The 12,433-nt window shown below is 40.2% G+C and carries 10 protein-coding genes; 3 read left to right on the top strand and 7 right to left on the bottom strand.

Annotated elements, in window-relative coordinates:
- Positions 1–53: 53 nt before the first annotated feature.
- The 6 genes from uvrC to AC979_RS00350 are packed head-to-tail and all read right to left on the bottom strand — an operon-like array spanning position 54 to position 8,092.
- On the bottom strand, positions 54–1,880 hold the full coding sequence (gene uvrC, locus AC979_RS00375) for an excinuclease ABC subunit UvrC (RefSeq protein ID WP_049372407.1): 1,827 nt from the start codon (positions 1,878–1,880) through the stop codon (positions 54–56).
- Between the two features lie 9 nt (positions 1,881–1,889).
- Positions 1,890–2,648, bottom strand: coding sequence for a 3-deoxy-manno-octulosonate cytidylyltransferase (kdsB, locus tag AC979_RS00370; RefSeq protein ID WP_049362145.1), 759 nt, complete (start codon positions 2,646–2,648; stop codon positions 1,890–1,892).
- A 9-nt stretch (positions 2,649–2,657) separates the two neighbouring features.
- A complete protein-coding gene (locus AC979_RS00365; RefSeq protein WP_049372406.1) occupies positions 2,658–2,837 on the bottom strand; it encodes a Trm112 family protein in 180 nt (59 codons plus the stop codon).
- A gap of 17 nt (positions 2,838–2,854) precedes the next feature.
- Positions 2,855–3,835, bottom strand: a complete 981-nt coding sequence (gene lpxK, locus AC979_RS00360; RefSeq protein WP_049372405.1) for a tetraacyldisaccharide 4'-kinase — start codon at positions 3,833–3,835, stop codon at positions 2,855–2,857.
- A gap of 53 nt (positions 3,836–3,888) precedes the next feature.
- Entirely contained in the window at positions 3,889–5,652 is a 1,764-nt protein-coding gene (gene msbA, locus AC979_RS00355; protein WP_049372404.1) for a lipid A ABC transporter ATP-binding protein/permease MsbA, read from the bottom strand.
- Between the two features lie 37 nt (positions 5,653–5,689).
- The gene (locus AC979_RS00350; protein ID WP_049372403.1) at positions 5,690–8,092 is read right to left on the bottom strand and encodes a DNA internalization-related competence protein ComEC/Rec2; all 2,403 of its coding nucleotides are present in this window, start codon (positions 8,090–8,092) and stop codon (positions 5,690–5,692) included.
- 262 nt (positions 8,093–8,354) lie between these two features.
- Here AC979_RS00350 and dksA point away from each other — a divergent pair, with 262 nt between their 5' ends.
- From dksA to folK, 3 genes are all read left to right on the top strand, one after another.
- On the top strand, positions 8,355–8,792 hold the full coding sequence (gene dksA, locus AC979_RS00345; RefSeq protein WP_049372402.1) for an RNA polymerase-binding protein DksA: 438 nt from the start codon (positions 8,355–8,357) through the stop codon (positions 8,790–8,792).
- Positions 8,793–9,027: 235 nt separating this feature from the next.
- Positions 9,028–10,386 (top strand): polynucleotide adenylyltransferase PcnB, encoded by a 1,359-nt coding sequence (pcnB, locus tag AC979_RS00340; protein ID WP_080971274.1) that lies wholly within the window; start codon positions 9,028–9,030, stop codon positions 10,384–10,386.
- Positions 10,386–10,889, top strand: a complete 504-nt coding sequence (folK, locus tag AC979_RS00335) for a 2-amino-4-hydroxy-6-hydroxymethyldihydropteridine diphosphokinase (RefSeq protein ID WP_014065105.1) — start codon at positions 10,386–10,388, stop codon at positions 10,887–10,889. The genes pcnB and folK overlap by 1 nt, the downstream gene beginning before the upstream one ends.
- Positions 10,890–10,943: 54 nt before the next feature.
- Here the strand turns inward: folK and dcuC are convergent, their stop codons facing one another.
- Positions 10,944–12,302 carry an anaerobic C4-dicarboxylate transporter DcuC gene (gene dcuC, locus AC979_RS00330; RefSeq protein ID WP_049372400.1) on the bottom strand — a complete coding sequence of 453 codons (1,359 nt, stop codon included), beginning with the start codon at positions 12,300–12,302 and terminating at the stop codon, positions 10,944–10,946.
- Between the last annotated feature and the right edge of the window lie 131 nt (positions 12,303–12,433).

The following is a 12,433-nucleotide window of genomic DNA, read 5'->3' as shown; positions in this document are numbered from 1 at the left end:
AAATCCGAAAGGTTGAAATAATAGACAGTTTGCCTAGAAAATCAAGATTTTTCCTAACTTTTTAAGGTCTCGAAAATCTTTTCTGCTAAGGCTTTAGAAATACCCGGTACTGATGCGATCTCATCTAATGTGGCATTTTTGACACCTTGCAATCCACCTAAATATTTCAACAAGGCTTGACGTCGTTTAGCGCCTACTCCTTCAATGGTTTCCAATCCACTTTGGGTAAAGGCTTTTTGGCGTTTTTGACGATGACCACTAATCGCATGATTATGGCTTTCATCTCTAATATGTTGGATTAAATGTAGCGCAAGGCTATCATCCGGCAAGTGAATCTCACGATCCTGTTTGCTGATAATCAACACTTCCTGTCCTGCTCGACGATCCACACCTTTTGCCACACCAATTAAGTGCGGTCGATTTTTATCCCATTTTACGTTGAGGTGATGAAAAACCTCTAAGGCACGATTAAGCTGCCCTTTACCACCATCAATAAAAATAATATCGGGGATTTTATCTTCATCAAGATCGCGGTCGTAACGTTTCTTTAAGGCTTGCTCCATCGCTGCATAGTCATCACCACCGGTAATGCCTTCAATATTAAAACGGCGATAATCTGATTTCAGTGGGCCTTCTTGATTAAATACCACGCAAGATGCTACAGTTTGATTCCCCATCGTATGACTAATATCAAAACATTCCATACGTTTAATTTCAGGCATATCGAGCAATTCGCAAAGAGCTTGATAACGTTCGTGCATTCGAGAAGATTGTTTGAGCTGAGTTGCCAAAGCTGCTTTGGCATTAATTTGCGCTAGTTGTAGATATTTACCTTTATCGCCTTTAGCGGATTCTTGTATCACTACTTTTCTACCTGCTTGTTCAGTTAACAAGGCTTCAAGCTCAGCTTTTTCATCTAATTTATGATCCACAATAATACTATTAGGAATACTTCTGCCCTGATGACCTTGCAAATAAAACTGCCCAACAAACGTCGCCGTTAATTCAGATAAATCAGTATTGGCAGGCACTTTCGGAAAATAACTGCGATTGCCCAATACTTTGCCTTGACGAATAAACATCACCTGAACACAAGCTAAACCATGCTGATACGCAATGGACATAATATCCATATCGTCCAAACGCTCATTGGATACGAATTGTTTTTCGATAACTGCACGAACGGCTTGAATTTGATCACGATAACGCGCTGCACCTTCAAAATCCAAGTCTCGGCTCGCCTGCTCCATTCTGCCAATGAGATAATCTAATACTTGCTGATCTTTCCCTTGCAAAAATAATCGTGCTAATTCCACTTGTTGGTTATATTCCTCATCAGTCACATAACCTGGCACACAAGGTGCTGAGCAACGCCTAATTTGATATTGCAAACAAGGGCGGGAACGATTGTTATAAACCGAATTTTCACATTGACGAACAGGGAACAATTTTTGCATTAACGACAAGGTTTCACGTACTGCACCTGCATGAGGATAAGGTCCGAAATACTCACCTGCAATTTTTTTCGTTCCACGATAAGAAGTAATACGAGGATGACGTTCTTTCGTCAATAAAATAAAAGGATAGGATTTATCATCTCGCAATAATACGTTATAACGAGGTTGATAAAGCTTAATGAAATTATGCTCAAGCAATAATGCTTCTGTTTCAGAAGAAGTAATCGTCGTATCAATATGATGAATTGACGACACCAAGGCTTCTGTTTTTTTGCTACTTAAGTTTTTGCGGAAATAGCTGGAAAGGCGCTTTTTAAGATCTTTCGCTTTGCCTACATAAATGACCTGATCTTTATCGTCATACATACGATAAACACCAGGTTCATGAGAAACGTCTGAGAGAAACTTTTTAGAATCAAACATAAATAAAAACTATGCCAAAATTGACCGCACTTTTTCTAAATCTTCTGCGGTATCCACACCAACAGCCGGGACTTCTTTCGCCAATTCCACATGGATACGCTCACCGTACCACAATACACGGAGTTGCTCTAATTTCTCTAAGTTTTCTAATTGTGTTGGTGCCCATTGCACATATTGTTTAATAAAGCCTGCACGGTAAGCATAAATACCGATATGACGAAGATACGCATCAGCCAGTTGTGCCTTTGAGGTATCCGCTAATTGCATAAATTGATCACGATCGTAAGGGATTACTGAACGGGAAAAATACAACACATAGCCGTCTTTATCCGTAACGACTTTCACGGCATTTGGGTTAAATAACTCTTCCGCTTCGTGAATTTTTACCGCAAGCGTCGCCATATTCACGTTAAACTTCGCTAAATTTTCTGCCACTTGACTTACAATAACGGGTGGAATTAACGGCTCATCCCCTTGGATGTTTACAATAATTTCATCATCAGCAATACCAAGCTTACTTACCACTTCCGCTAAACGCTCAGTACCGGAATTATGTGCTTCTGATGTCATACACACTTCTGCCCCAAAAGCTTTTGCGGCCTTTTCAACTTGTTCGTTATCTGTGGCGATAATCACTCGGCTCGCACCTGATTGTTGAGCTTTCTCAAAAACATGTTGAATCATGGGTTTACCGGCAATATCTGCTAAAGGTTTACCTGGTAAGCGGCTCGATGCAAAACGAGCAGGGATAATAACTGTAAATGACATAAGCATTCCTTATTCTTTCAGTGTTTCGGCTTTCTCTGCCAATAAAACCGGCACGCCGTTTTCAATAGGATACGCCACTTGCTCAAAAGGGCAAATGAGCCGTTGATTTTCTTGATCGTATTTCAATCTTGCCAAACACCGTGGGCAAGCGATCACATCTAATAATCGAGGATTAAGTTTCTCACGCATATTTCACTCGAATAGAGTTAAACCAAATGACAGATTTTTTCCCACAATTGTGGAAGTTTTTGGCCTTGCTTTTCAGCTTCAACAATCTCCGCATCAACTGGAACATACCACCAATTCTCTTTAGCAAACGCTTGGCATTTTACGGCATCCTTTTCGGTCATAAAGAGCGGTTGATTTTCAGCGAGTTTTTCTAATAATTGAGGCTCAAAATGTTGATGATCTTGAAACGCTTTCGTATTTTCTAAACGAATATTTAAATTTTCCAACATCGTGAAAAAACGTTGTGGATTACCAATTCCCGCAATAGCTGAACCTTGGGTAAACTCACTTAGCAAGCGTTTTTCTGCCGTCACTAAATTAATCGCATAGTGAGGAACTAACGTCATAACTGCATCAGAATAAGCATTTTTTCCGCCATTAGTAATCACAAAGTCCACACTTTTTAAGCGACTTGGTAATTCACGTAAAGGCCCAGCGGGTAATACAAAGCCGTTCCCTAAAGCACGTTCTGCGTCCATTACCACAATTTCAATATCACGCTGCAACTTATAATGTTGTAATCCATCATCCGAAATAATCAGATCGCAATCCTGTGTTTTCAAAAGTAATTCGATTGCTTGTTGACGATTCGGTGAAATCACCACGGGCACATCTGTTCTTTTTACAATTAAAACGGGCTCATCGCCCCCTTGAACAGGGTCTGTTTCCGGTGTGACAAGTAAAGGATAGATTTTAGATTGGCTACCATAGCCACGAGAAATCACGCCTACACGCAATCCTTGTTTTTGTAACTCTTCAACTAGCCAGACAACGACAGGCGTTTTACCATTTCCACCAACAGAAAGATTGCCAACAATAATGACGGGTTTCGAAGATTTATAAGAAGATAAGATATTTAGGGAAAATAATGCTCGGCGAATTTGGCTAATCAACCAAAATAGCAGTGAAAAAGGCAAGAGCAACCAAGCAAGCTTTGAATTAGAGTACCAAAAAGGCATTTCATTTGTCCTATATTGATTTTGGGCGAACTCATTGGTTCGCCCTTATTATTTTATCCGCTAAACTGCATACTGTGTAATTGTTTATACGCGCCATCAAGTGCTAATAAATCTTGGTGTGTACCACGTTCTTTAATTTCACCGTGTTCAATAACTAAGATTTCATCGGCATTTTCAATGGTTGATAAACGATGTGCGATAACCAATACCGTACGATCTTTCTTCAGTTCTTCTAATGCGGACTGAATCGCTCGTTCAGATTCGGTATCAAGTGCAGAAGTCGCTTCATCTAAAATTAAGACAGGTGAATTACGCAATAGCGCACGAGCAATGGCTAAACGCTGACGTTGACCACCAGAAAGACTTGCTCCATTCTCACCAATAACGGTATCAAAACCTTGTGGAAGTTTCTCGATAAACTCCAGGGCATAAGCTGCTTTTGCTGCTTCAATAATTTGCTCACGCGTATATTTATCTTCTGCCGCATAGGCGATATTATTGGCAATCGTATCATTAAATAAATGCACTTGTTGAGAAACAACAGAACAATTCTCACGTAAATTAGATAAACGATAATCTTGAATTCTCACGCCATCTAATAAAATCTCACCTTCATCAATATCGTAGAAACGCGTCACTAAATTGGCAATGGTTGATTTCCCCGAACCTGAACGTCCCACTAAAGCCACGGTTTTGCCTGCAGGCACATTAAAAGAGATATTATTTAAGGCTTTCTCTTCTTTACCCTCATAAGCAAAACTTACATTTTTAAATTCTAAATCACCTTTTGCTGGTTCTGCTTTATATGTGCCATTATCTTTTTCAGTTTCTAAATCTAAGATAGAAAATAATGTCTGACAGGCCGCCATGCCTCGTTGAAATTGTGAGTTCACATTCGTCAAGGATTTTAACGGACGCATCATCGCTAACATGGAAGAAAAGACGACAGTGAAAGAACCTGCGGTTAAATTATGCTCCGCAATTAATGGTGTGGTTGCTAAATAAAGCACCGCGGCTAACGCCAAAGAGGCAATCACTTGCACGACAGGATCTGAAATGGCATCTGCTGTCACCATTTTCATACCTTTACGACGCATATCGTTACTCACTTTATCGAAACGCTCTTCTTCCACTAATTGACCACCAAAAGAAAGCACCACTTTATGTCCTTTTAGCATTTGTTCCGTCGCAGAGGTTAATTCCCCCATAGAATCTTGCATGTTTTTACTAAGCTTACGGAAGATCTTCGATACAAAGCGAATAAGCACCGCAATAATTGGCCCAATGACGAAAAGAACCAACGTCAATTCCCAACTGGTATAGAACATCACCACGAGCAATGAAATTAAATAGGCTCCCTCACGTACAATGGTCACCAATGAATTAGATGAAGAATTGGCAATCATTTCTGAATCGTAAGTAATACGAGAAAGCAATTTCCCCGTTGAATTACAATCAAAGAAACTTACTGGCATAAACATTAAATGTTTAAACAAACGACGACGCATAATCATCACCACTTTTCCTGATACCCAAGCCAAACAATAGCTGGAAATAAAGTTAGTCACACCACGCAACATAATCATACCAACCACAACAAACGCCATCAGTTTTAGGAAGGAATGATCTGCTTTCCCAAACCCATCATCGAGCAACGGCTTAAGCATATAAATAAGGCCAGAATCAGCCAATGCATTAAAAACGAGAGCAACAGCAGCGACAAATAAACCTGATTTAAAAGGTGAAATCATCGGCCATAAACGCTTAAAAGTTTGCGAGGTTGAGAAATCTTTATCTTGCATAGTTTGTTCTTGCATCACATTGTCTTAATAAAAATTGGCTGCATTGTACCTGTTATTTCGGGGATAATCCAATTACACGGGCAAACCAAGGTGAAAAATCCCCTCTCTCCTTTTCAATTTCAATGCCTTTTTCAGTAAAATTTAACCTTATATGACCTGAAATAGCCGTATTTTCGACCGCACTTTGATAACGATTTAATCGTTCAATCACGCTTGGATGAGGGAAATTCCACGCGTTCCATCGTCCACTTGAAATTAAGGCTATATCTGGCTTTGTCTGTGCCAGTAAAAACTCGCCTGTTGAAGTTTTACTACCATGATGCCCCACTTGTAACACATTAATCTTGCCTTGGTTTTCAGCAAAAGCTCTTTCTGTTGCCAGATCAGCATCACCGGTTAAAAGGATCTTATACTGTCCATCCGTTAATAAAACCACGCAAGATTGAGGATTCTCCGCCCTGTCTGTAATTTGCTCAGGTGAAAGAACTTTAAAATCAATCCCTCGCCACGACCATCGTTTTCCCTGAAGACAAAAAGTGTGATGCGTTTCGCCATAGTTTTTGCGAGAAGGTGTAATCAGCTCAATCTCTGGGTATGCGGCTAAAATCACTTTAGCGCCACCAGAATGATCGTTATCATCATGGCTTAAAATCAAGGTTTCAAGTTCAATCCCTTCCCGTTGAAGATAAGGCAATATTTCCAATTCTGCCATGGAAGAGCCCCCTGTTCCACTCTGCCAAGCAGCCCCAGTGTCATACAAGATGCCTTTCCCCTCTTTCACAATTAAGGTGGCTAAACCTTGTCCAACATCTAACGTGTCTAACTGCCATTTAGGTTTCGTAAAATATCGATACCCTAGCGTACTCATACAAACACTAAAAATAAGGATTACGCCCAATAGGGCTTGTTTATAATCTTCTGACGATAAGACTTTTGTGTTATTTAACGTGAAAAATCGACTCGATTTTAACGGTATATTTTTTGTTTGAGCTTGAGACAAAAAATACAATCCACCTAAAATCCCACCCAAAATAAGGCTTAAAAGTGCGGTCAGAATGAGGGATAAATTAATCGAAATCGGAACATTCGATCCTTGGAAAATACTGAGACATTGCGTAATACCTTGAGCAATCGCATTTGAAAGATGCCAAGAAGAAAATGCGCCATGGGTCAACACTGCAAAGAGAATCAAGGGTACCAGTAAGAAGCTATACAAGGGCACGGCAATTAAATTCGCCAAAAAACCATTTAATGCTAAGCCATTAAAAAAGAAAAGTTGAATAGGCGTGAATAAAATCAGCAGCCCAAGTTGCAAATGAAACAAGCCCAAAATCCACCGCACTTTGCGGGATAATTTTTGATGCCGCCATTTAAAGATCGATAAGGGAACATATCTGTACCACACAATCAAACAAGTAACAGCACAAACTGAAAGCCAAAAGCTCACCGAAAGTGGCATAAGCGGATCGCAAAACAACAAAAATTCCACCACTAAACAAAGCATTTGAGAAGGCGTGTAATATCGTCGCGAAAATTGAAGGATTGCAATAAAAAGCAATGCCATCATTGCACGGAAGGTCGGTAAACTAAATCCGGCTAAATAGGCGTAACCTAAAGCAATCAACACGCCAAAGCAAAGCGGAAACCAGGGTGAAATAAAGCGTGTAGGCAGTGCGAGTTGCAATAATCGAGCAAAGAAAAAGCCTATCCCCATTGCTAAACCGATATGGAGTCCTGAAATGGCAATTAAATGTGCTGTATTCGTTTGTTGATAAATCAGCCACGTTTTATTATCCAGCCAAGCCCGCTCACCAAATGCCAATGCGATAAGTAAACCTTGTAAAGAAAGCCCTTCCGTCTGCTTGAGGGTATTTTGTAGAAAATCTGTGCGGAAAGAAAAATCGTCCCCAATTTTGACCGCACTTTTCACATTTCCTACGGCAATAATCCTTTTAGAAAAATACCATTGTTGTCGATCAAATCCGCCATGATTTAATCTCGCCGAAATAGGGCGAAGCTTTACATCCGCCCGCCAAATTTCACCGAGTTGTGGTTTTTCTGGTGCTCGCCAATTAATAAAAATTTGTTGTTCTTTCCCATCAAATAAAGACGTCGTCGCAACTAACGTTTGATAATCTTGCTGATGAAGAATTTCTGAAATGTGAAGATCTAACGTGATTTTATTCGGTAAACTTGAAATTTTTTCGGCTTGGGTCAATAACGATAAGGCTTGTGAATGCACGTAAGCTAAAGTAAGCAAAAACCAAATGCCGTTAATGCAAAAATTTTTGACTTTAAAATAATTGAACCAATGGAAACAAAATGCGGTCATAACCAACAATAAAATGCTCAGCCCCGCTCGTTGCCAGGTAAACAGTAAAAAATCGGGCACGACAAGCAAAGAAAAGGCTGAAACGATGAGCATGATGCACAGTTGAAATAACGTGAATTTCATTTGGAGTGTGATTTATAGCGAGAAAATAAGGCAACCTAGCTTTAACCTCATAAATAAACAAATAATTACGCCATTTTTTGCGATCTCGATCGCAAAATTTAAATTTCCAGGCTAAATTTATTTGCTAAATAGATGAAGTTCTGCTATTTATATCGCCCTTAAAATAACTAGGTTCTTATGTCAGCTATTTTTAGCAATAAGAACTAATCACAAAAACAAGACAGGACGTCATTAAATTCTGTACTATTATTAGGAGTTATCAATGTCTAAGGCATCTCTAAGTTTGCTGGATTTAGCCGGTGTTACACCTTATCAACCAAAGAAAGATGAGGAATACATGAATGAAGAGCAAATTCTTCATTTCAGAAAAATTTTAACAGCATGGCACGAGCAAATTGTGGAAGAAGCATCAAGAACTGTTGCTCATATGCAAGATGAAGCGTCAAACTTCCCGGATCCAGCTGACCGTGCGACCCAAGAAGAAGAATTCAGTCTTGAATTACGTAACCGCGATCGCGAGCGTAAATTAATGAAAAAGATTGAATACACATTGAAAAAATTGGATACCGATGATTTCGGTTATTGCGATTCTTGTGGGGAAGAAATTGGCATTCGTCGCTTAGAAGCACGTCCTACTGCTGATCTTTGTATCGATTGTAAAACCCTTGCTGAAATTCGTGAAAAACAAGTCGCAGGTTAATTGATTCAAATAACCCAACGAAAAAGTGCGGTCAAAAACAACCGCACTTTTCGTGTTTTTATCAAATGCGCATTGAACATAGAGAATGGAGTAAATTATTCTTACTTATATAAAAAATTTATTTGGTAAAAAAACTAAAAAAGAAACCGAAACCAATATAAATTCGCCCGTTCCAAAAACGGCGCCCAAAACCCAAAAATCAAACGTTTCAAAAACAGAGCGTTCACAACCCAAGATCGCCCCGTCCTCTTCTCACCATAAAAAAACCAACACACAAGCATCTCGTTACGACAAACATAGCGTGAAAGCCTCTCATTTCGGCATTAACCCGCGTATGTTTAGCCGTAATGCCATAACTGTGGTGGAAAAATTGCAACGGCAAGGTTATGAGGCTTATATCGTTGGAGGCTGTTTACGTGATTTATTATTAGGTAAACATCCAAAAGATTTTGATGTGGCAACAAACGCTCGTCCAGAGCAAATCCAGGCAGTATTCCAACGTCAGTGCCGTTTAGTTGGTCGTCGTTTCCGCCTGGCGCATATTATGTTTGGTCGCGATGTGATAGAAGTGGCCACATTCCGTGCAAACCATTCGGATGCTCGCAGCGAAAATCAAGCCAAACAAAGCGATGAAGGAATGTTACTGCGTGATAACGTATACGGCACCATTGAACAAGATGCCGAACGCCGTGACTTCACCGTAAACGCCCTTTACTACAATCCGCAAGATAATACGCTGCGTGATTACTTCAACGGGATTGATGATCTGAAAAACGGAAAATTACGTCTTATTGGTGATCCAGTGACTCGTTATCAAGAAGATCCTGTGCGTATGTTACGCTCTGTGCGCTTTATGGCGAAATTAGATATGTTCTTGGAAAAACCAAGTGAACAACCCATTCGTGAACTTGCACCATTACTGAAAAATATTCCACCGGCGCGTTTATTCGATGAAAGCTTAAAATTATTGCAGTCTGGCAATGGCGTAAAAACCTATAAATTACTGCGTCAATACGGCTTATTTGAACAGCTTTTCCCAAGCTTAACACCTTATTTCACCGAAAAAGAAGACAGCCTTGCGGAGCGCATGATTTTAACTTCGTTAAATTCAACTGATGAACGTATCGCCGATAAATTGCGCATTAATCCTGCCTTTTTATTCGCGGCATTCTTCTGGTATCCATTACGCGAAAAAGTAGATGTGCTGAAAAATGAAGGTGGCTTAAACAATCACGATGCTTATGCCCTTGCAAGCAATGAAGTGCTTGATCAATTATGCCGCTCATTAGCCGCACCACGCCGTCATACAGCTGTCATTCGTGATATTTGGATGTTGCAATTACAACTGCTTAAACGTACGGGCTCTCACCCTGCTCGCACGATGGAACATCAAAAATTCCGTGCAGCCTTTGATTTATTGGCGATGCGAGCCGAAGTGGAAGGTGGCGAAACCGTTGAACTCGCAAAATGGTGGCATGAGTACCAACTCAGCAATCAAGAACAACGTCGCCAGTTGGTTCAAGAGCAACAAAAATTGCATCCAGCGCCAAAGAAAAAATATTATCGCAGACGTAAACCTAAGGCGGCTAACTAATGGTTCAAGTGTATATCGCCCTTGGCAGCAATTTAAATACGCCGACAGAACAATTAAATTCGGCATTAGAGGCTATTTCTGCGCTGCCTAATACCGAATTAAAATCCGTCAGCGGATTTTATCAAAGCAAACCATTAGGCCCTCAGGATCAACCGGATTATGTAAATGCGGTAGCGATGATCGAAACCACTCGCCCACCTTTAGCCTTGCTTGATGAATTGCAACGCATCGAAAATGAACAAGGCCGCGTGCGTTTACGTCGTTGGGGTGAGCGTACACTGGATTTGGACATTCTGCTTTATGGTGATCAAATCATTCAAAATGAACGCTTAACGGTTCCTCATTACGATATGAAAAACCGCGAATTCGTGATTGTGCCACTTAATGATATCGCACAAGATTTGGTTTTACCGGAAGGCGAAAAAGTCGCAGATTTGGTGAAAGCTTTTGAAAATCATCAAATGCATAAAATCAAAAACAGCGAGAAAATTGACCGCACTTAACTCAAAACAAAAGGGCTGATATTTACTATCAGCCCTTCTTTTTTACCTATCAAGCTAGGCAGCAACAGAAACAAAGATTTCTGTGCCGATAATCACACAAATAAAACCAACCAACATTGGGACAGACATACGTTTTACGATTTCAAATGGTGAGATTTTTCCCATACCTGATACAGCCACAACCACACCAGAAACCGGTGATAAACCACGACCTAAGTTAGACGCTTGTAACATCGGAATGGTTAAGAACGCTGGATTAACGCCCATTTGAGTGGCTAATTTTGGAATTAATTCTGCAAAAGCATAGAACGCCGCGTTACCTGAACCTGTCGCCATGGTAGCTAAAATAGTAATCACCGCAAGCACTAACATCATAAAGAATGCTGAACCGCCGAAAGATTGTGCAGAGTCGATTAAATTAGTGATAAAGCCGATTGTACTTAAACTTTGTGCAAATACACCTGCTGCCACTAAAAGCATTACCACGCCCGCAAAGGCATCTGCCATACCGCGATATGCCACAATGAGATTATCGAAGGTTTGTTTTGCGTTAAAGCTACGTAAGAAATCTACTGCAGCAGTAATGATAAAGCAAAGCACCATCACAGTAACGATGTGTAAATTTGGTAAGCCCCATTTACCGTCAAAAATCAACACGCCAATAATGGGTAATAATGGCAAAATCGCATAATAGTTTGGTGCTGTGGTTTTAATTTCATCTGCATTAATGCGTTCTACTTGCACGCCTTCTTTTTTATCTAAATAACGCTGCCAGAAGAAGTGTGCGACAGCAATCCCTAGAATCGCAAAAATCGAAACCGGTAATGCGGTGCCAAAGGCAAACTCACCTAAAGGAATTTTTGATATTTCAGCCGAAAGCACCACGTCGCCTGATGTTGGAGAAAGGATAATAGAAATTGGCGATGCACAAATTGCTGCAGCAGCCCCTCGTGAAATCCCCACGTTTACCATGACAGGGAATAATGTCGCCATTAATAACACGCCTAAACCTGTTGCAGATGACACCGCAAAAGACATCAAACATGCAAGGAAGTAAGCAAACACCATTAAAATATAAGGTGAACGGATATTTTTCAGTGGTTTTGAAACCAATTTCACCACCACATCATTCGCACCAAGATGAGTCATGTACACGGAGAAACCACATAACACCATAATCATCAAGCCTAAGCCGCCGCCACGATTACCGAGTAGATATTTCACATATTCTAAAATATCAAAATAGGTGGAACCGGTACTTTTCACACCTTCCGGTAAAATCGAATGTCCCATCAGCACTGAAATGAATAACAAGACCAAGCCACCGAACATCAACACGCCAGTCGCTGAATAGCCTTTCACGATATAATATGCCACCAAAACAATGGCAATCAAACCTATAATCAAATCCATAATTTACCTCTTTATTAAAATAATAATATCAGCAAGATAGCGATTGAATTGGCAGTTGTAAATCAGTTCAATACGAAAATTTGAGGTAGATCACAAAAAGAGTTTTAGGGAGAAAGTGCGGTTGGTTTTGA

This window comes from Parahaemophilus parainfluenzae, assembly GCF_001053575.1.
Classification (GTDB): domain Bacteria; phylum Pseudomonadota; class Gammaproteobacteria; order Enterobacterales; family Pasteurellaceae; genus Haemophilus_D; species Haemophilus_D parainfluenzae_S.
The sequence above is the reverse complement of the archived record's forward strand: the minus strand, read 5'-3'. Positions and strand labels throughout refer to the sequence as shown.